Genomic DNA, 18,601 nt, shown 5'->3' on the forward strand with positions numbered 1-18,601 from the left:
ACCGTCGAAACAGCGAGGTGGCGGCGTGACCGGCAAGCTTGACCTTGATCCGGCGCTGGTGGCGCGGGCGCGGGAGTTGGCGCGTCGCGCCGGGCAACCGGTGGTGGACCTGGCGCGCAGCCACACCACCGTGTCGGTGGAACGGGCGGTGCTGCGGCTGGCCGGGGTGACCGGCGCCGACCCCGACGGCATTCCCTGGGTGAACCGTCTCGTCGACGCGGTCGTCGCGGACGTGGGCCTCGGGCACGGGGTGGCGGTGCCGGTGTTCGACGCCCTGGCCCGCGAGCAGATCAGCGACGTGACGTTGCTGGCGCAGAAGGCCGCGGCCGGGTCGGTGCGTTTCACCCAGCCCACTGGCCGGGACGCGACCGCCGCCCGTAAGGCGGCCCGGCGGGCCGTCGGCGCCGGCGTCCGCCGCATCGACCAGCGCCGCGCCGAGCGCGAGCGTCTGATCAAGCGGCACGGTGACCCGAAGCAGCGGCCGTGGATCTACCTGATCGTGGCCACCGGGGACATCTACGAGGACATCCCGCAGGCGCAGGCCGCGGCGCGCGCCGGCGCGGACATGATCGCGGTGATCCGCTCCACCGGGCAGTCGCTGCTGGACTACGTGCCCGAGGGCGCCACCCGGGAGGGTTTCGCCGGCACGTACGCCACGCAGGAGAACTTCCGGTTGATGCGCGCCGCGCTGGACGAGTCGTCGCGGGAGCTGGGCCGCTACGTGCGGCTAACCAACTACGCGTCCGGGTTGTGCATGCCGGAGATGGCGACCCTGGCGGGGCTGGAACGCCTCGACATGATGCTCAACGACTCGATGTACGGCATCCTGTTCCGCGACATCAACCCGATCCGTACGTTCGTCGACCAGCGGTTCTCCCGGCAGGTGCACGCCCGCGCCGGGATCATCATCAACACCGGTGAGGACAACTACCTCACCACCGCTGATGCGGTCGACGAGGCGCACACCGTGACGGTGTCGCAGCTGCTCAACGAGTTCTTCGCGCACGAGGCGGGGCTGGCGGACTGGCAGTTGGGGCTGGGGCACGCCTTCGAGATCAACCCGGACGTGCCGGAGTCGTTCCGGTTGGAGTTGGCGCACGCGCTGCTGGCCCGGGAGTTGTTCCCGGACGCGCCGCTGAAGTGGATGCCGCCGACCAAGCACATGACCGGCGACGTGTTCCGCGGCAACCTGCTCGACGGGTTCTTCAACCTGGCCGGCGCGCTGACCGGGCAGGGCATCCTGCTGGTCGGGATGATGACCGAGGCGGTGGTGACGCCGTGGCTGTCCGACCGTGACATCGCCCTGCAGAACGTGCGCTACGTGCTGGGTGCCGCCGGTGGGCTGCACGAGGACTTCGTGCCCGCGCCCGGCGGGTTCATCCGCCGCCGCGCCGACCAGGTCCTCGGTGAGGCCCTCGATCTGCTGGAGCGCATCGGTGAGCAGTCGTTGCTGACCGCCATCGCCGAGGGCACCTTCGGGATCATGAAGCGGCCGGCGGACCGCGGCAAGGGCCTGGCCGGGGTGGCGGCCCACGACGTCGACTACTACAACCCCGCCACCGAGATCCTGGAGGGGCCGGCCGCATGAGCACCGTCGAGATGGGCGCCGCCGGCGCCGAGAAGAAGATCGTCCGGCCGTACGGGGACACCACCGGCGACGGCATGGTGCAGGTGTCGTTCACGCTGCCGGTGCCGCACGACAAGCGGGCCGAGGGCGCGGCGATCCAGCTGGCCAACCGGATGGGCATCGACCCGGCGATGCTGGTGCACGCCAAACCGATGGGCGACGGGTTCACCTTCTTCGTGGTGTACGGGCGGGTGAACCACCTGGTCGACCTGGCCGCGGTGCAGGTGGTGGAGCGTGACTTCCCGCTGCTGTCGGCCAAGGAGGTCAACGCCGTGATCAGGGCGCGGCTGCGGCGCAAGCTGTCGGTGGTGGGGGCGTGCATCGGCACCGACGCGCACACCGTCGGCATCGACGCGATCCTCAACGTCAAGGGCATCGCCGGTGAGAAGGGCCTGGAGTACTACCGGGAGTTGAAGGTCACCAACCTGGGCGCGCAGGTCAGCGTGCCGGAGCTGGTGGAGGCCGCCCGGGTGGAGAAGGCCGACGCGGTGCTGGTGTCGCAGGTCGTCACCCAGCGCGACGCGCACCTGCACAACACCCGGGAGATGTCCGCGGCGTTCCGGGAGGCGATGCCGGCCGGGAAGCGGCCGCTGCTGATCGTCGGCGGGCCCCGCTTCGACGAGACGATGACCGCGGAGCTGGGCGTGGACCGGATCTTCGGCCGCGGCACCACCCCGGGCGAGGTGGCCAGCTACCTGGTGCACGCCCTGACCACGCAGAAGAAGGCGAAGTGATGAGTGACTCCCGGGTCGGTCTGACCGTCACCCACCGGCGGTACGTGCCGTACGCGCACGCCCACTACGCCGGCAACCTGGTCGACGGCGCGTACGCGCTGGGCCTGTTCGGTGACGTGGCCACGGAGGTGTGCATCCGCACCGACGGCGACGAGGGGCTGTTCGCGTCGTACTCCGACGTGCAGTTCAAGGCGCCGATGAAGGCCGGCGACGTGCTGGAGGTGACCGCCACGGTCACCCGGGTGGGCACCCGCAGCCGCACCATCGACTTCGCGGCGCGGGTGGTGTGCCGGGGCCGGCCGGAGCGCTCCGAGTCCGCCGCCGAGGTGCTGGACCCGCCGATCGTGGCGGTCACCGCGACCGGCACCGTGGTCGTACCCGCCGCGTCGTGACGCTCGCGGTCTGCGCGGACGTCGGCTCCACGTACACCAAGGTCGCGGTGGTGGACCTGGCCGCCGGGGCGCTGGTCGCGGCGGCGTCCGCGCCGACGACCGTGCGAAGCGACGTGCTGCACGGCCTGGACGCCGCGATCGCCGCGGCGACCACCGGGCTCGGCGGACGGGACCTGCCCTGCTACGTCTGCTCGTCCGCCGGCGGGGGGCTGCGGCTGGCCGTGATCGGCTACGAGCCGCTGGTCACCGCCCAGGCCGGCCGCCGCGTCGGGCTGTCCGCCGGCGCGCACGTGGTGCACGTGGCGGCCGGCCGGCTCGGTGCGGCGCAGGTGAGCGCGCTGCGGGCCGCCCGACCCGACGTGGTGCTGCTGGTCGGCGGCACCGACGGCGGTGACGCCGAGACGATCACGCACAACGCCACCCGGCTGGCCCGGGCCCGCTGGCGGGTGCCCGTGGTGCTCGCAGGCAACGCCGACGTCCGCGACGAGCTGGCCGCGCTGCTCGACGCGGCCGGGGTGCCCGTGACCGCCGCGGACAACGTGCTGCCCCGCATCGGGGTGCTCGCCCCCGCCGGAGCGCGGGCGGCGATCCGCGCGGTGTTCCTGCGCCACGTCATCGGCGGTAAACGGCTGTCCCGGGGCACCCGTTTCGCCCGATTGGTCCGCGCGGCCACCCCCGACGCGGTGCTCACCGGCGTGGAGGTGCTCGCCGACACCATCGGCGGGGACCTCGCCGTCGTCGACGTGGGCGGGGCCACCACCGACGTGTACTCGGTGCTGACCCCCGACGAGCGGGCCACCGGGCCGGGCCGGGAGGTCGCCGGCAACCTGTGGCGGGCCCGCACCGTCGAGGGTGACCTGGGCATGCGGTGGAGCGCCCCCGGGGTGGTACGCGCCGCCGCCGAGGAGCGGCTGCTCACCGCCGACGAGCAGGAACACCTCGCCGCGGCGGCGGCCCGACGCGCCGCCGACCCGGCGTTCCTGGCCGACGACGACGCCGAACGGGACACCGACGCCCGCATCGCCACCCTCGCGGCGACGGTCGCGCTGCGCCGGCACGCCCGCGGCGCCGCCACCGGCGAACGCGCCGGGCGGGACCTGCGCGACGTGCGGCTGATCGTCGGCTCCGGCGGGGTACTGCGACACGCGCCGACCGAATCCGCGGAGCGGATCCTCGCCGCCGTGCTCGCCGACCACGCCGGCGGGTGGCCGCTGCCGCGCGCCGCCCGGCCGGTGGTCGACGTCGACTACGTGCTGGCCGCCGGGGGGCTGCTCGCCGAGGAGCACCCGACCGCCGCGCGGGCACTGCTGCGCCACCACCTCTGCACGGATTGAGACACGCCGACCGACACGCCGTGGTACACCACACGACAGGCCGGGGGCGGGTTGACAGCAGCCGGGGTGCAACACGTACCGTCTTTGAGTCCTACTACGGGAAGCGGCTGTTGTTCGCTTCGTCCCTTCGTCCGCTGGCCGAGCGACATCTCAAGCGTCATCGTCGCGGCGGCCAGGTCCAGCGGGCGGGGGTCGGCGGGGCGGCGCGAACCGGTCGCGGTTACCGGTGTACGGGCAGGGTGAGGTGCACGGCCAGTAGACAACGGCCCGGCGGGGGCAGCCAGTCCGCGTCCGGTCGGTCCGAAGGTCGGCGTGCCCCATCCCGCCCCACCGGCCGGGGAGGGCCTGGGAGCATCGGGGCGCGGCGCGAGCCGCGCCCCGATTTCATTCCCGCCGGGTGGTCCGTTCCCGGCTGCCCGGTGCCACCGGCCGATCGCACCGCCGGCCGGGTAGCCTTCGCCACGTGATCGAGGTGAAGCTGCGGTGACGGCCGTGGACCAGGCCCAGAGCCCCGCGCCGGCGGCGCCCACCGCTGACGCCCCAACCCGCCGGCCGCTGCCGCTGCGGGTGGCCGCGCCGATGGCCGTGGTCGCCGGCCTGGCTCTGCTGGCGGCGTTTCCCCCGTACGGGGTGTGGCCGCTCGCGCCGGTGGGCGTGGCACTGCTGGCCGCCGCGGCGCACCGCCGCCGGTTGCGCGCCGGCGCCGGCCTGGGCTTCCTGACCGGGGTGGCGTTCTTCGCCCCGCTGCTGGCCTGGACGAACCTGCACACCGGCTACCTGCCGTGGGTGCTGCTGTCGCTGTTGCAGGCCGGCTACCTGGCGCTGCTCGGCGCGGCCAGCGCCTGGGTGTCGCCGCTGGCCGAGCGCAGCCGCTGGGCCTGGCCGGCGCTGACCGGCCTGCTCTGGGTCGGGCAGGAGGCGCTGCGCGACCGCACCCCGTTCGGCGGTTTCCCGTGGGGCCGGCTGGCCTTCAGCCAGGACTCCTCGCCGCTGCTGCGCCTTGCCGCGCTCGGCGGCGCCCCGCTGGTCACCTTCGCCGTGGCCGTCGCCGGCGGGCTGCTGCTCACCGCCGCCTGGCGACGAACCGGCGACCCACAACCGGGCGGGCCGGCGCGGCGCTGGCTGCCGGTGGCCGTCCCGGCCGCCGCCGCGGTCGCGCTGTGCGCGGCGAGCCTGCTGGTGCCCGTCGCCACCGGCGGCGCCGGCGCCCCGGTCACCGTGGCGATCGTGCAGGGCAACGTGCCGCGCCTGGGCCTGGACTTCAACGCCCAACGGCAGGCGGTGCTCAACAACCACGTCGACGCCACCCTCGAGCTGGCCGCCCGCGTCACCGCCGGCAGCCAGACCCAACCCGACCTGGTGGTGTGGCCGGAGAACTCCAGCGACATCGACCCGCTGCGCAACCCCACCGCCGGCGCCCGGATCTCCCAGGCCGCCGACGCGGTCAAAGCGCCCATCCTGGTCGGCGCCGTACTGCTCGGCCCCGGCGCCGGGCAGGTGCGCAACGCGGGCATCCTGTGGCACCCCGGCACCGGAGCGGACATGGCGCAGCTGTACACCAAGCGCCACCCCGTGCCGTTCGCCGAGTACGTGCCGCTGCGCGACGTCGCACGGATGGTCAGCAAGCAGGTCGACCTGATCCGCTCCGACTTCGTACCCGGCACCACCCCCGGCGTGGTCCGCGCCGGCCCGGCCGTGCTCGGTGACGTGATCTGCTTCGAGGTCGCCTACGACGAGGTGGTCCGCGACACCGTCACCGGCGGCGCGCAACTGCTGGTCGTGCAGACCAACAACGCCACCTTCGACGTGGCGGAGGCCCGCCAGCAGATGGCCATGGTGCGGCTGCGCGCGGTGGAGCACGGCCGACCGGCGTTGATGGCCTCCACGGTCGGGGTGTCCGGGTTCGTGTCCCCGGACGGCCGGGTAAGCGACGCCACCGGGTTCAACACCCGCGAGGTCGTGGTGCGGCAGCTGCGCCTCGACGACGGGCGCACCCTCGCCACCCGCCTGGGCTGGTGGCCGGAGGCGGCGCTGGCCGGTTTGGCCGTCGCGGCCCTGGCCGGCGCGGCGGTGCTGCGCCGCCGCGAGCGCACCACGCCCGGATAGCAGCAGCCGGTACGCCGGCGGGAGCGGAGGAACCGTGATCCAGGCGACCGAGACGACCCGGCCGGCCACCGGGGTGCCCGGAATCGGTCGGGTGCTGGTGGTGATCCCCACCTACAACGAGGTCGACAACGTCGCCGCGATCGTGGACCGGGTCCGGCGGGCCGCACCGCCGGTGGAGGTCCTCATCGCCGACGACAACAGCCCCGACGGCACCGGGGCCCTCGCCGACGCCCTCGCCGACGCCGACGCGCGGGTGCACGTGCTGCACCGTGAGGGCAAACAGGGCCTCGGGGCGGCGTACCTGGCCGGTTTCGCCTGGGCGCGCGAGCGCGGCTACCAGGCGGTGGTGGAGATGGACGCCGACGGGTCACACGCCCCGGAGGACCTGCCGGCGCTGCTGCAGGCCGCCCGCGACGCCGACGTGGTGATCGGCTCCCGGTGGACCAGTGGCGCGCGGCTGGTGAACTGGCCGCTGCGGCGGCTGCTGCTGTCGCGCTGCGGCAACCTGTACGCGCGCCTGGCGTTGGGCATGCCGGTCGCCGACGCCACCGGCGGCTACCGGGTGTACCGGCTCAGCGCCCTGGACGCCATCGACCTGGCGTCGGTGTGCTCGCAGGGTTACTCGTTCCAGGTGGAGCTGTCCCGGCTCGCGCACCGGGCCGGGGTACGCATCGTGGAGGTGCCCATCACCTTCGCCGAACGCGAGCGTGGGGAGAGCAAGATGAGCCCCCGGATCGTGGCCGAGGCGCTGTGGCGGATCACCGCGTGGGGGGTGCAGGACCGGCGGCAGGCGGTGCGCCGCAGCCTGCATGGCACCCCGACCGGTCAGGTGCGGTGGCCGTGAGCGCGGCCGTGTCATGCTGGATGGGCGCGACGTGGGCACGTGCCTGGATGAGCCGATGAGGTGAGATGCGCCGAGGACTGAGGTTCGTACCGCCGGCCATGCTGCTGGCGGTGGTGCTGGAGCTGGCGGTGTTCGTCCTGGTGGGGCGGGCGCTGGGCTTCGGCGCGGCGGTGCTGCTGGTGTTCGCCGCGTCACTGTTGGGGTTGGTGCTGCTGCGCCGCGAGGGAATGCGGGCGTGGCGCGGCTTCCGGGCCGCCGCCGCGGCCGGTCAACCACCCGGACGGCAGGTCACCGACGGTCTGGTGGGCCTGGCCGGTGCCCTGCTGCTGGCGATGCCCGGCCTGGTCAGCGGTCTGATCGGGCTGCTGCTGCTGGTGCCGCCGCTGCGTCGACTGGCCCGGCACGGGGTGCAACGCACCGCGGAGCGCCGGGTGTCGTCGATGGTCGCCGGTGACCTGTTCGGGCCCCGCACGGTGCGGGTGCGTCAGGGCGCCGCGCAACCGACGCCGCGCGCGCAGCCGCAGCAGCCGGTCGTCGACGAAGGCCGCGCCATCGAGGGCGAGATCGTCGAGCCCGGCCGCAGCTGACCCGCACACGACGAACGGCGCCCCCCGGGAGAACCCGGGGGGCGCCGTTCGTCGTGCGGTTGGTGTGGCTCAGGCCCGGCCGCGGCGGGTACGAACCTCCTGGAGCCGCTCTTCCAGGATGTCCTCCAGCTCGGCGATCGAGCGCCGCTCCAGCAGCATGTCCCAGTGGGTGCGCGGCGGCTTGGCCTTCTTCTGCTCCGGCTCATTGCCGTCGACGAGTCGCGCGACGCTGCCGTCGAACTTGCACTCCCAGGTCGTCGGGACCTCGGCGTCGACGGCGAACGGCACCTCGAACTGGTGGCCCTTGGCACAGAGGTACTCGCGGGTCTGACGCGGCGCGAGCTCCGTGTTGCGGTCGGATTCGTAGCTGACCGCGCCCAGGCGGCTTCCGCGCAGCATACGCTCGCCCATGATCGACTTCCCCTCGTTCGTGGTGCTGGTCTTCTGGGTGTAACGGCCTGTCCCCGCCGGGCCATTCCCACCCGAGGGCGCGAGGCACCCACGGGTGAGCCGCCCCAAGGGTAGCCGGCCAGAGCGGACACCCGGCGGGGTCGTCCCCGGCCGGGTCGAAACGGTGGAGTGTTTCGCCTGTCACCGGGGATGTTAACCGCCCGAGTGCAGCGGAGGTTGCGATGGCCCAGGACGTGCCGGTCGAGCGCCGAGACCCCGCCGAGCGGACGTTCTTCGGCCACCCGCGGGCTCTGTCCACGCTCTTCCTCACCGAGATGTGGGAACGGTTCAGCTTCTACGGGATGCGGGCCATCCTCGTGCTGTACCTGACCGCCGAGGTCGCCGACGAGGGGCTGGGCATCGGCGAGTCCAGCGCCAACGCGGTCTACGGCACGTACAACGCGATGGTGTACCTGATGGCGCTGCCCGGCGGGTGGGTCGCCGACCGGCTGATCGGCGCACGGCGCAGCGTGCTGTGGGGCGGCGTGGTGATCGCCGTCGGGCACTACGTGATGGCGGTGCCGGCGCGGTGGAGCGTGTTCGCCGGGATGACCCTCATCGTGCTCGGCACCGGCCTGCTGAAACCGAACATCTCCACCATGGTCGGCGCCCTGTACGACCGGGACTCTCCACGCCGCGACGCCGGCTTCTCGATCTTCTACATGGGCATCAACCTGGGCGCGTTCATCGCTCCGCTGATCACCGGCTTCCTCGGTGAGAAGATCAACTGGCATCTGGGGTTCGGCGCCGCCGCCATCGGCATGACCTTCGGCGTGATCCAGTACGCGCTGGGCCGGCGCAACCTCGGCGACGCCGGTGACCGCCCCGCCGACCCGCTGCTCGGCGCGGACCGCCGCCGCGCGCTGACCCGCGCCGGGGTGGTGGTGGCGGTGCTGGTCCTGGTCGTCGCGGCGTTGGCCGTCTTCGGCCTGTTCACCGTCGACACCGTGGTCAACCTGCTCACCGCGGTCACCGTGCTGGTCACCATCGGCTACTTCGCGCGGATCATGACCGACCGGGAGCTCAGCGCCACCGAACGCAGCCGGATGAAGGCGTACCTGTGGCTGTTCGTCTTCGCCGCCGCGTTCTGGCTGATCTACGACCAGGCCGGATCGGTGCTGAACATCTTCGCCGCCGAGCGCACCGACCGGGACGTGGCCGGCTTCACCTTCCCCGCGTCCTGGCTGCAGTCGGTCAACCCCATCCTGATCATCATCGCGGCGCCGCTGTTCGCGCTGCTCTGGCTGCGCCTGGGCCACCGGGTCTCCACCCCGGTGAAGTTCGCCGTCGGCCTGGTGCTCAACGGCCTGTCGTTCGTGCTGATGGCCGCCGCCGCGCAGGCCGCCGTGGGCGGTGACCTGGTCTCCCCGTGGTGGCTGGTGGCCGTCTTCGCCATCCAGGTCGCCGGCGAGCTGTCCCTGAGCCCGGTCGGCCTGTCCGCCACCACCAAGCTGGCGCCGGTGAAGTACGCCAGCCAGATGATGGGCCTGTGGTTCCTCGCCACCGCCGTCGGCGACGCCATCGGCGGTCAGGTGGCCCGGCTCGCCGAGACCTGGTCGGAGTCGACGTACTTCCTCACCTTCGGCCTGGCGTCGGTGGCCTTCGGGCTGGGCGCGGTGATGTTCGCCCGGCACATCCGCGCCATGATGGCCGGCATCCACTGACCGGCCGTGCTGACCTCAGCTCGACCCGTCGGGCGCCGCGCCGGCAACGTCACCGGCCGGGACCGGACCGAGCCGGGCCAACGCCAGGGCCAGGTCGCTGACCTGGTCGCCGAGCTGCGCCACCCGCCGCTGCGCCAGGTCACGGTCGGTTTCCGCAGCGCTGAGCCGTACCGTCAGCTCGGTGAGCCGGCCCTCGGCGGTGGCCGCGGCCCGCCGGGCGGCGGCCAGGTCGGCCGCGAGGGCGTCGCGCTGGGTCGCCGCGGCGGACAACTCCGCGCGCAGCTGCCCGGCCACGGCGGTGGCCTCCTGCCGGGCGGCGTCGGCCTCCTGGGCCGCGACCTGCGCGCGTTCCCGGAACCGCTCGGCCTGCTCCCGCGCCCGCACGGCGTCGGCCGCCTCGGCGCGGGCCCGGGCGGCGTCGGTGCGCGCCTGCTCGATCTGGCGCCGCACGTCCTGCACCTCGACGCGCCACCGCTCCGCCCGCTCGGTGGCCTCGGCGGCGGCGCGGGCGGCCCGGTCGGCGTCGGCGCGCACGGCGTCGCGTTCGACGCCGAGGTCGCTGACCCGCTGCCGCTGCGTGTCCAGCTCGGCGCGCAACTCCCGCAGCTCGTGCCGGGCCGCGTCGCGGTCCCGCTCGGCCTGGGTACGCAGAGCCTCGGCGGCGCTGACCTCGCGCCGCGCCTGGTCCCGGGCCGCCTCGGCGCGCTGGACCCGCTCGTCGGCCCCGGCGGCCCGCTGCTCGGCGCGCTCGGCCCGCTCCCGCGCCTGCTGCGCGTCGGCGAGCGCGGCGCGGGCCTCCTCGCGCGCCCGCGCGGCGTCGGCCGCCGCGTCCTCGGCCTCGTGGCGGGCCTCGTCGCGTTCGCCCTGCGCCGCCGCGACCTCGCTGGCCGCCTCGGCGCGGGCCTGGGCCAGCTGCCGTTCCACGCCGACCGGGGACAGCTCGGCGTGCAGCGCCTCGCTCAGCGTCTCCACGATCTGGTCGAGACGGTCCACCGCCTCCCAGGTACGGGCCACCTGACCGGTCAGGCCGGGGGCGTTGCGGTGACGCATCCGGCTGTTGCGCGAGGCGCGCTGGCAGGCGCCGTCATTGTCCCGGCAGTAGCGGAAGGGCCGGCCCGCGCCGACGCGCTGCGGCACCGCCCGTCCACAGTGGGCGCAGGGGCGGGTCTCGGTGGGGGTGGGCTGGGCGTCCATCGAGGGCGAAGTCTAGTCAGCGACCGAGGCGCCGGTCACCGGCCCGTCGGCCGCCCGCCCGGCGCCTCAGGGCGTGGCGATCGCGGCGCGGGAGCGGTCGGCGGCGATGCGGACGGCCAGCCCCGCCAGCGCCGTGCCCGTCACCCACCGCTGCACCCGCAGCCACGCCGGCCGGTGGGCGAAGAACCCGGCCAGCGCGCCGGCGCTGAGCACGATCAGCGCGTTCACGCTCAGGGCGACGGCGATCTGGGTCAGGCCGAGCAGGAGGCTCTGCGCCGCGAGGTGCCCCCGTGCCGGGTCGATGAACTGCGGCAGCAGCGAGACGTAGAGGATGGCGATCTTCGGGTTCAGCAGGTTCGTGACCAGGCCCATGGTGAACAGCCGCCGCGCCGGATCCGGCGGCAGCGGCGCCGGCGCGAACGGTGACCGCCCGCCCGGGCGCAGCGTCCGCCAGGCCAGCCAGAGCAGGTAGCCCGCCCCGGCCAGCTTCACCACCGCGTACAGCGCCGGCACCAGGACGAAGACGGCCGCGAGACCGGCCACCGCGGCGGCCAGGTAGACCCCGAACCCGGCGGCCACCCCGAGCAGCGAGATCAACCCGGCCCGGCGGCCCTGCGCCACCGACCGGGAGATCAGGTAGACCATGTTCGGGCCGGGCGTGAGCACCAGCCCCAACGCCACCAGTGCCATGCCCAGCACCGCACCCGCAGTGACCATCTCCGACCCCCACGTCCCCGATTTTGTGATCACCTCGACGCTACGGGCGCAGCGGTGCCCGGTGGAGGGCCAACCGCACGGTGGTGGCCCCCGGCCCCCGGACGGGTACGCCCGGCGGCGCGAAGAGCGAAGCCGGTCACACGGGCGGCACGAGACGAGCCACCCGGGGAATGCTCCGCCCGGCGGGCGCGCTGTGCGTCGGGATCGGCGGGTTACGGTGGGCCAGGGGAGGTGCCGGCAGGTGACCGAAGCATGGGAAGCGGCCGTGGAGGCGCAGATCCACGGTGCCGTGCAGCGCGGCGAGTTCGACAACCTGCCGGGCATGGGCAAACCGATCCCAGGCCGGGGCATGCCCTACGACGAGTCGTGGTGGATCAAGAGTTTCCTGGAGCGTGAGGCGCTGCCCAGCGACCTGCTGCTGCCCACGCCGCTGCAACTGCGCCGCCGCATCGAGCAGGTCCCCGACGAGGTCCGTGACCTGCCCACCGAGCAGTCCGTACGGGACTTCGTCGGCGCGCTGAACGCGCAGATCGTCGCCTGGCTGCGCAACCCCACCGGCCCGCAGGTGGTGGTACGCCCGGTGAACGCCGACGAAGTGGTCCGCCGCTGGCGCGACGAGCGCCGCCCCTCCGGCGACCCGTCCGGCAGGCCCGCCGCCACACCGGCCCCGCCGTCGAGCACCACACGCCGGCCACGCCGTGGCTGGCGGCTGCCGTGGCGCCGCCACCGGCAGGACTGACCCGACCGCCCGACCGGCCCGCGGCGGCGAAAGGGACACTGGGTAGATGATCGACCTACGCGCGCCGGCCACGCCCTCGGCACCGGAACTGGTGCTGCGGCCCTGGCGCGAAGACGACCTGGACGCCCTGCTGGAGGCCTACCGGGACCCGGTGCTGCGGCGGTGGACCCGCCAACCGGTCACGGATCCGGCGCAGGCCCGGCAGTGGCTGGACCGGGCCCGGCAGGACTGGGACAGCGGACGCCGGCTCAGTTTCGCTGTGCTGACCGATGACGACGACGGTCCGCGGCTGGTGGCGAACGTGGCGCTGAAGAAGGTCGCGCCGGGACGACCCGCCGCCGAGGTCGGCTACTGGACCGCGGCGCCCGCACGCGGTCGGGGCGTCGCCCCGCGGGCGGTGACGGCGGTCAGCCGGTGGGCTTTCGACCGGTTCGCCGCCGACGGGCTGCGCCGGCTGGAACTGCTGCACCAGGTGGACAACCCGGCCTCCTGCCGGGTGGCGGAGAAGTCCGGCTACCGGTTCCAGGAGGTGCTGCCGGCGCAGCCGCCGTACCCTCGCGACGGCCACCTGCACGTGCTCACCCTCGCCCAGGTGTGACAGCCGAGCTGGCGACGAAGCGGTCCCGCTGGGCGTGCAGCATCTGCTGACGCCTGCCGTCCCTGACCCACCAGGTGCGCTTACCGGGTCTGCGGGCCTCGTACGCCAGCTGCCAGACGATGGCCCTGCAGATGAACTCCTTGAGCTTCGCGCCCGGGCGTCCGCCGAGACCGAGGCTCACCGCGGTGTCGTTCCTGCGGGCGAACTGGAACAGACCGTGACGGCGACCCAGGCTGAGGCACTGGCCGGCGAACCCGACGCTGACCGGCGCCGGCTGCCGACCCGCGAGCCGGCTGAGCACCGTCTCGGCGGCCTGCGGGCCCAGTTGCATCGCGGCCTGACAGCTCATCCGGTACGGCAGGCCAGAAGGCGCCGCCGAGTCGCCGGCCGCCACGACGCGCACGTCGTCGACGCTCGTCAACGTCTCGTCGGTGAGCAGGCGGCCCAGGGCGTCGGTGCGCAGCCCGCTGCGCTCGGCCAGGTCCGGCACGCCGAACCCGGCGGTCCAGATGGTCACCGCGCTGGGCAGCTCACGGCCGTCACCGAGCCGCACGGCGTCGCCGGTCACCGCCGTCACCGTCGCGTCGGGGCCGTCGACCACGGTGACGCCGAGGTCGGCCAGCCGCCTGGCGAGCCCGCGTCGGCCCCGCGGGTGCAGGTACGGACCGAGTACCTCCCCGCACACCAGCGTCACGGTACGACCCGCCTCCGCCAGCTCGGCGGCCGTCTCGATGCCGGTCGGACCCGCCCCGACCACCGTCACCGGGGCCGTGTCGGGGGCGGCGTCGAGCACGGGCCGCAACCGCGCCGCCTCCTCGATGGTGGCGATCGGGTAGGCGAACTCGGCCGCTCCGGGGACGCGCGGGTCGGCGCTGCCGCTGCCCACCGCGTAGACCAGGTAGTCGTAGTCGGCCGTGCCGCCCGCCGCGAGGCTCACGCGCCGTTCGGCGGCGTCGATGCGTGTCACGGTGTCGACGACCAGCCGAACGCGTTCGGCCAGGACGTTGGAGTAGTCGACCACCGCGTCGTCGGTCCCGCCCAACAGTTGGTGCAGGCGGATCCGCTCGACGAAGGTCGGACGCGGGTTGATCAGGGTCACGGTCACGTCGTCGCGCTGGGTCAGGCGATTGGCCGCCATGACGCCGGCGTATCCGCCGCCGATCACGACGACATCGGTGTTCCCGGTCATGGTGTCTCCTTCGCTTGCGGTATGCGAGGAAGACACCGCAGCACCGGTCGTTGTGACGTGAGACGGCTCACTCCACACGGGAGTCGGTGCGCGCCCGGCTGTGGCGGCTCAGTTCGGTGCCGGGTGCCAACTCCACGAGGTACGCCGCGTGCGTCCGGGCAGCTCACCGCGTCCGGTCATCCAGAGCAGCACCTCGGGTGCGCCGCCGGGCGGGGCCTCCGGGAAGAGCCGCCGCAGCACGAGGGCGCTCAACCGCGGCGGCGGCAGCCACGGCACGCCCAGGCCGAGGGTGATGTCGTGCGAGTGCAGCACGATCTCCGCCACGCCCATCGCGGCGAAGCCGGCCGGGTCGCACGGCCCGAAGTGCCAGGCCCGCGCCTGCGGTGGCGCGGCGTCGACCGCGGCGGCGAGCAGCCCGGCGCAGGCGCGCACCACGCTGAGCACCTGCGTGGGGCTGGCGGTGGGGGAGACCCGCAGGTCGTAGGGCAGATAGGCATCGTCGGGCCGGCCGGTGACCTGACCGGCGTACGCCAGCAGGTCGTGCGCCACGTGCGCGGCGGTGGTCCAGCAGCTCCAGGTCAGCGCACCGGCCGGCACCGACCAGTCCTCATCGCCGTGGGGGCGCAGCGCCCGGGTCATCTCATCGGCCGCGTGTGTCACGTCGGCGCCTTCCGCGGCGGGCATCCGTCGACCCTGGCAGCGACGGCCGGGCCACGCAACCGTGTTGGCGGTCGTTCAGGACGCGCGGATCTGCTCGCGGAGCCACTTGCGGTCGGGGTTGACGAACGCCTGCCCCGCGATCACGACGGTGGGCACGGTTTCGTTGCCGTCGGCGACTGCTCGCACGGTGGCGGCGCCCGCCGGGTCGCGCCAGATGTCCACCCAGTGCAGCCGGCGCGCGTCATGGCCGAGGTGGATGCGCAGCTGCAGGCAGTAGCGGCAGCCGGGGCGCCAGTAGACGATCGGCCGGCCGTCGCGCAGGCTCGCCGCGTGTGCCTGCGCGGCGCTCACCGAGCGCGGCAGCGCCCACGGCGACATCAGAAGTGCCAGCGCCAGGAAGGCCAGCAGTCCGGTAACGCCGTCGCCGACGGATCCCCTGGCCACCTGCGCCGCCGCGAGGAGGACACCACAGACCGCCATCAGGATTGCCGTATTCCACCGACGCAGCACGAGGCGGAACGCTACCGCATCCGGGCACGGGGTCGAGGAAGAGCGGTACGGCGGTGAGCGCTGAGAATGATCTTGCGAACTGCTTGACGTCGACGGCGTCGTCAACGCGTTTGGACTCGCTGTCGCTTCTGTCCAAGACGGCCGCCGCGGCCGCGATCTAGCGTGGACCCAGCAGCCCGCCCGAGCATGAGGAGACAGCACAATGCGTAACCTGGTCTACACCGGCTTCATGTCGCTCGACGGCGTCGTGGACTCTCCCGGCGGCGGGCCGGGGGAGGGGCACCGCAGCGGCGGGTGGGTGTTCAAGGACCTCGAGTTCGTCCCAGAAGCCTGGTCGCTGAAGGGCGAGGAACTCACCGACACGACGGCGCTGATGTTCGGCCGCCGCAGCTACGAGGCGTTCGCACCGGTATGGCCCGGCTCGGAGGACCACGCCGACTACAAGCTGCTGCCCAAGTACGTGGTGTCGAGCACGCTGCATGACGACGCCCTTGTCGACGGGTGGGGGCCGACGACGATCCTGCGCTCGACCGAAGACGTCGCTGCACTCAAGGACAGCGAGGGCGGCGCGATCTTCATCCACGGAAGCGCGGAGCTGGCCCGGCGGCTCTCGGAAGCGGGCCTGATCGACCAGTACAACCTGCTCGTCTTCCCCGTGCTGCTGGGTGCCGGGAAGAGCCTGTTCGGCCGAGCCGACCGAGACAAGGACATGCTGACGTTGCGGGAGTCGGAGAGCTACTCGAACGGGATCCTGAAGCTGATCTACGACGTCAAGCGCTGATCCAGATCAAAGCGCGACCAAGGAGTACGGGGCGCTGCGCCGCACCGTCTACGCCGCCCGCTATCTCGCTGATGAGACGTACCGGCGGCGCATCTCCCGGCAGCTGAACAAGGGCGAGAACCTGCACGCCCTGCGCCGATCCCTTGCGTACGCCGGCGAGGGAGCGCTGCGGCGCCGGCACCACGAGCAGCAGACCGAGCAGATGTGGTGCCTCACGTTGGCCATTAACGCGATCGTCTGCTGGACCACCGAGTACCACCGTCTCGGCGTGGCTGCCCTGCGCCGCGACGGTCGCAACGTCGACGACGAGGTCCTGGCGCACATCTGGCCCACCCACCACGAGAACGTGCACCTCTACGGCACCCACTCCGTTGACATCGACGGCGAGCTCGCCCAGCTCGACACCGACGGCTACCGGCCGCTGCGGCTGGCCCAGGCCCCAGCCTAGGGCTTCGAACGGTCCTGACTCAGGCGTGTCAGCAGCGTGCGCAGCTGCGCGGACTCGGCGTCGTCGAGTTCGGAGAGGAGCTGCCGTTCGGCCTCGGCCGTTGAGGAACATCGGTACGGGACGTAACGCTAAGGATGATCTTGACGACTGCGTCGGGGTCGGCTGTAGTTCCAGCTCGAAACAACTCCAAGCAGGGGACAGCGCGAAGCCCTCAGCCACGCTTCCTTTGTGAAGGCAATGGCTGAAGGCTTCCGCCGTGTCAGGCCGCGGCGTGGCCGGTTATCGCAGCGGCTTGGGATCGCGATGGGTGCTTCGCGGGTACGGCGAGCGGGAGCAGACCCGTACCGATCATCTGCGGGAGGTGGCCGGCTACGCCGGCTGGCGGTCGGTGGACACCGGCAAGTGGAAGGACCTGTGCGTATCTCAGACCGGTGTTACACGGCGACGGTGTCGCTGGTCGAGTGCGATCCGGGTGCCGGTGCGGTGGGCACGGCCCGTTGAGGGCCCCGGGCCAGGACGTAGACGAACAGGATGGTCATGACGGCGACTCCTGCCCACATGGCTTGTTGCCAGCCGTCGACGAATGACTCCTGGGCGGCGTGGATGAGGGCGGGTGCCTGGCTGCCGGCGGTGTCGGCGGTGGCGATGGCGTTGGCGATGCCTTCGCGGGCGGTGTCGGCGGTGTCGGCGGGGATCGTGTCGAGGCGACTGTTGATGGCGCTGCGGTAGCCGGCGGTCAGGACGGCTCCGAGCAGCGCGACGCCGAGGGCGGTGCCGAATTCTCGGGTGACGTCGTTGAGGGCGGACGCGACGCCTTGACGTTCGCGGGGCAGGGCGGAGGTGATGGCTCCGGTGGAAGGGGTTTGGGTCAGGCCCATGCCGAGTCCCATGGCGAGCATGCCGGGCAGGATCTCCAGGTAGCCGCCGTCGACGGAGACGAGGGTGGCCATCAGTGCCAGGCCGGCGCCGCCGAGCAGGATTCCGGCTGCCATCGTCGCGCGGGCTCCGGCGCGGGCGGCCACGAGCGGGGCGAGTCCGGAGGCGAGCATCATCATGGCTGCCATGGGCATGAGCGCGAGGGTGGAGCGCAGTCCGGACCAGCCGAGCACAGCCTGGAAGTAGGGGAACAGCACGACGAAGATCCCGGCTTGGACGCCGAACAGTGCCAGCAGTGCCAGCGAGCCGCTGGCGAGGCGCCGGTCGCGGAACAGGCGCACGTCGAGCAGGGGTGCCGCCCGGCATAGTTCCCAGGCCACGAATCCGATGGCGGCGATGACGCCGACGAGCAGGCTGGCCAGGGTGATAGGTGAGGTCCAGCCGTTGACCGGGCCTTCGTGCAGGAGGTAGATGAGCGCGATTACGGCGATCACCGACGTCAGTGATCCGACCAGGTCGAAACTGTGTTGTGACTTCTCGCGGGAGTTCGGGACGGCTCGCAGGGCCATGGCGGTGGCCGCGGCGACGAGCACGACCGGCAGCAGGAACAGCCACCGCCAGTTCGCCCAGTCGACGAGCACCGCGGACAGGTACATGCCGAGGATGCCGCCGCCGCCGGCGACACCGGTCCAGATACCGATCGCTTTGGAGCGCTGCTCGTCCGGGAACGTCGAGGTGATCACGGCCAGGGTGACCGGCATGATCATCGCGGCGCCGACGCCGGCGAGCAGCCGGGCGGCGATCATCATCTCCGATGAAGTGGCCAGGCCCGCTGCCGCACTGGCTACGCCGAACAGGGCCAGGCCGGCGAGCAGCATCGGTTTGCGGCCCCACCGGTCACCGAGGGCGCCGAGCGGCAGCAGCAGCGCGGCCAGACTGAGGGTGTAGACGTTGATCATCCAGAGGACGGTGCTCTGCGAGGCGTCGAACGCGACGGCCACCTGCGGCTGGGCGACGTTGAGCCCGGAGACCGAGGCGATGACCGCCATCAGGGCGATACACACCGCGATCAGGATTGCACGGCGCTGGCGCGGGTCGTGGATCGTCGCGTCGGGGACGCTCACGCTCGGGGAGCTGTCGGGGGCGGGCAT

Annotated in this window: 18 protein-coding genes and 2 pseudogenes; 13 read left to right on the forward strand and 7 right to left on the reverse strand. The window is 73.1% G+C overall.

Features of this window, described 5'->3' with window-relative positions; all coding sequences use genetic code 11:
- Positions 1-25 precede the first annotated feature (25 nt).
- From ACFOW4_RS05310 to ACFOW4_RS05340, 7 genes are all read left to right on the forward strand, one after another.
- A complete protein-coding gene (locus ACFOW4_RS05310) occupies positions 26-1,588 on the forward strand; it encodes a lysine 5,6-aminomutase subunit alpha (protein WP_377525034.1) in 1,563 nt (520 codons plus the stop codon).
- Positions 1,585-2,361 (forward strand): OAM dimerization domain-containing protein, encoded by a 777-nt coding sequence (locus tag ACFOW4_RS05315; protein ID WP_377525035.1) that lies wholly within the window; start codon positions 1,585-1,587, stop codon positions 2,359-2,361. The genes ACFOW4_RS05310 and ACFOW4_RS05315 overlap by 4 nt, the downstream gene beginning before the upstream one ends.
- Positions 2,361-2,753: a hotdog domain-containing protein gene (locus tag ACFOW4_RS05320; protein ID WP_377525036.1), complete on the forward strand. Its 393-nt coding sequence runs from the start codon at positions 2,361-2,363 to the stop codon at positions 2,751-2,753. Before ACFOW4_RS05315 ends, ACFOW4_RS05320 begins: the two co-directional genes overlap by 1 nt.
- Entirely contained in the window at positions 2,750-4,087 is a 1,338-nt protein-coding gene (locus tag ACFOW4_RS05325; protein ID WP_377525038.1) for a glutamate mutase L, read from the forward strand. Before ACFOW4_RS05320 ends, ACFOW4_RS05325 begins: the two co-directional genes overlap by 4 nt.
- Positions 4,088-4,666: 579 nt before the next feature.
- Positions 4,667-6,193, forward strand: coding sequence for an apolipoprotein N-acyltransferase (gene lnt, locus ACFOW4_RS05330; RefSeq protein WP_377525218.1), 1,527 nt, complete (start codon positions 4,667-4,669; stop codon positions 6,191-6,193).
- Positions 6,194-6,227: 34 nt separating this feature from the next.
- Complete coding sequence (locus tag ACFOW4_RS05335; RefSeq protein ID WP_377525039.1) at positions 6,228-7,037, forward strand: polyprenol monophosphomannose synthase; 810 nt, start codon at positions 6,228-6,230, stop codon at positions 7,035-7,037.
- Positions 7,038-7,102: 65 nt separating this feature from the next.
- Positions 7,103-7,624 (forward strand): FxsA family protein, encoded by a 522-nt coding sequence (locus ACFOW4_RS05340; RefSeq protein WP_377525041.1) that lies wholly within the window; start codon positions 7,103-7,105, stop codon positions 7,622-7,624.
- 69 nt (positions 7,625-7,693) lie between these two features.
- On the opposite strand, the gene ACFOW4_RS05345 is transcribed toward ACFOW4_RS05340, so the two are convergent.
- The gene (locus ACFOW4_RS05345; protein WP_091398247.1) at positions 7,694-8,035 is read right to left on the reverse strand and encodes an RNA polymerase-binding protein RbpA; all 342 of its coding nucleotides are present in this window, start codon (positions 8,033-8,035) and stop codon (positions 7,694-7,696) included.
- Positions 8,036-8,256: 221 nt separating this feature from the next.
- Between ACFOW4_RS05345 and ACFOW4_RS05350 the strand changes: the two genes are divergently transcribed.
- Positions 8,257-9,738: a peptide MFS transporter gene (locus tag ACFOW4_RS05350; protein ID WP_377525042.1), complete on the forward strand. Its 1,482-nt coding sequence runs from the start codon at positions 8,257-8,259 to the stop codon at positions 9,736-9,738.
- 15 nt (positions 9,739-9,753) lie between these two features.
- Here the strand turns inward: ACFOW4_RS05350 and ACFOW4_RS05355 are convergent, their stop codons facing one another.
- On the reverse strand, positions 9,754-10,932 hold the full coding sequence (locus ACFOW4_RS05355; protein ID WP_377525044.1) for a hypothetical protein: 1,179 nt from the start codon (positions 10,930-10,932) through the stop codon (positions 9,754-9,756).
- A gap of 66 nt (positions 10,933-10,998) precedes the next feature.
- The gene (locus ACFOW4_RS05360) at positions 10,999-11,649 is read right to left on the reverse strand and encodes a LysE family translocator (protein ID WP_377525045.1); all 651 of its coding nucleotides are present in this window, start codon (positions 11,647-11,649) and stop codon (positions 10,999-11,001) included.
- 241 nt (positions 11,650-11,890) lie between these two features.
- Between ACFOW4_RS05360 and ACFOW4_RS05365 the strand changes: the two genes are divergently transcribed.
- Together ACFOW4_RS05365 and ACFOW4_RS05370 are read left to right on the forward strand one after the other, a co-directional pair.
- Positions 11,891-12,388 (forward strand): DUF1992 domain-containing protein, encoded by a 498-nt coding sequence (locus ACFOW4_RS05365; protein ID WP_377525047.1) that lies wholly within the window; start codon positions 11,891-11,893, stop codon positions 12,386-12,388.
- Positions 12,389-12,434: 46 nt separating this feature from the next.
- Entirely contained in the window at positions 12,435-12,986 is a 552-nt protein-coding gene (locus tag ACFOW4_RS05370) for a GNAT family N-acetyltransferase (RefSeq protein ID WP_377525049.1), read from the forward strand.
- Here ACFOW4_RS05370 and ACFOW4_RS05375 read toward each other — a convergent pair.
- The 3 genes from ACFOW4_RS05375 to ACFOW4_RS05385 form a co-directional block, all read right to left on the reverse strand.
- Entirely contained in the window at positions 12,967-14,175 is a 1,209-nt protein-coding gene (locus ACFOW4_RS05375) for an NAD(P)/FAD-dependent oxidoreductase (RefSeq protein ID WP_377525052.1), read from the reverse strand. The two genes, ACFOW4_RS05370 and ACFOW4_RS05375, sit on opposite strands and share 20 nt — an antisense overlap.
- Before the next feature lie 108 nt (positions 14,176-14,283).
- Positions 14,284-14,859 (reverse strand): maleylpyruvate isomerase N-terminal domain-containing protein, encoded by a 576-nt coding sequence (locus ACFOW4_RS05380; RefSeq protein ID WP_377525054.1) that lies wholly within the window; start codon positions 14,857-14,859, stop codon positions 14,284-14,286.
- Between the two features lie 51 nt (positions 14,860-14,910).
- The gene (locus ACFOW4_RS05385; RefSeq protein ID WP_377525056.1) at positions 14,911-15,345 is read right to left on the reverse strand and encodes a glutaredoxin domain-containing protein; all 435 of its coding nucleotides are present in this window, start codon (positions 15,343-15,345) and stop codon (positions 14,911-14,913) included.
- Positions 15,346-15,547: 202 nt separating this feature from the next.
- Between ACFOW4_RS05385 and ACFOW4_RS05390 the strand changes: the two genes are divergently transcribed.
- The 3 genes and pseudogenes from ACFOW4_RS05390 to ACFOW4_RS05400 form a co-directional block, all read left to right on the forward strand.
- Positions 15,548-16,126 (forward strand): dihydrofolate reductase family protein, encoded by a 579-nt coding sequence (locus ACFOW4_RS05390; protein ID WP_377525058.1) that lies wholly within the window; start codon positions 15,548-15,550, stop codon positions 16,124-16,126.
- Between the two features lie 10 nt (positions 16,127-16,136).
- Positions 16,137-16,574 (forward strand): annotated as a pseudogene (locus tag ACFOW4_RS05395) (Tn3 family transposase); the annotation flags it as partial.
- 273 nt (positions 16,575-16,847) lie between these two features.
- Positions 16,848-16,989 (forward strand): annotated as a pseudogene (locus ACFOW4_RS05400) (DUF4158 domain-containing protein); the annotation flags it as partial.
- Positions 16,990-17,008: 19 nt separating this feature from the next.
- Here the strand turns inward: ACFOW4_RS05400 and ACFOW4_RS05405 are convergent.
- Positions 17,009-18,601, reverse strand: coding sequence for an MFS transporter (locus tag ACFOW4_RS05405; RefSeq protein ID WP_377525060.1), 1,593 nt, complete (start codon positions 18,599-18,601; stop codon positions 17,009-17,011).

The sequence above is a fragment of the Micromonospora sp. GCM10011542 genome (genome assembly GCF_042650685.1).
Classification (GTDB): domain Bacteria; phylum Actinomycetota; class Actinomycetes; order Mycobacteriales; family Micromonosporaceae; genus Micromonospora.

Excerpts from the sequence above, each read along its gene's own strand:
- ACFOW4_RS05320 (WP_377525036.1), top strand. The coding sequence starts at position 2,361 with ATGAGTGACTCCCGGGTCGGTCTGACCGTCACCCACCGGCGGTACGTG.
- ACFOW4_RS05350 (WP_377525042.1), top strand. The coding sequence starts at position 8,257 with ATGGCCCAGGACGTGCCGGTCGAGCGCCGAGACCCCGCCGAGCGGACG.
- ACFOW4_RS05360 (WP_377525045.1), bottom strand. The coding sequence starts at position 11,649 with ATGGTCACTGCGGGTGCGGTGCTGGGCATGGCACTGGTGGCGTTGGGG.
- ACFOW4_RS05315 (WP_377525035.1), top strand. The coding sequence starts at position 1,585 with ATGAGCACCGTCGAGATGGGCGCCGCCGGCGCCGAGAAGAAGATCGTC.
- ACFOW4_RS05340 (WP_377525041.1), top strand. The coding sequence starts at position 7,103 with ATGCGCCGAGGACTGAGGTTCGTACCGCCGGCCATGCTGCTGGCGGTG.
- ACFOW4_RS05370 (WP_377525049.1), top strand. The coding sequence starts at position 12,435 with ATGATCGACCTACGCGCGCCGGCCACGCCCTCGGCACCGGAACTGGTG.
- ACFOW4_RS05355 (WP_377525044.1), bottom strand. The coding sequence starts at position 10,932 with ATGGACGCCCAGCCCACCCCCACCGAGACCCGCCCCTGCGCCCACTGT.
- lnt (WP_377525218.1), top strand. The coding sequence starts at position 4,667 with ATGGCCGTGGTCGCCGGCCTGGCTCTGCTGGCGGCGTTTCCCCCGTAC.
- ACFOW4_RS05375 (WP_377525052.1), bottom strand. The coding sequence starts at position 14,175 with ATGACCGGGAACACCGATGTCGTCGTGATCGGCGGCGGATACGCCGGC.
- ACFOW4_RS05405 (WP_377525060.1), bottom strand. The coding sequence starts at position 18,601 with ATGCCCGCCCCCGACAGCTCCCCGAGCGTGAGCGTCCCCGACGCGACG.
- ACFOW4_RS05380 (WP_377525054.1), bottom strand. The coding sequence starts at position 14,859 with ATGCCCGCCGCGGAAGGCGCCGACGTGACACACGCGGCCGATGAGATG.
- ACFOW4_RS05390 (WP_377525058.1), top strand. The coding sequence starts at position 15,548 with ATGCGTAACCTGGTCTACACCGGCTTCATGTCGCTCGACGGCGTCGTG.
- ACFOW4_RS05345 (WP_091398247.1), bottom strand. The coding sequence starts at position 8,035 with ATGGGCGAGCGTATGCTGCGCGGAAGCCGCCTGGGCGCGGTCAGCTAC.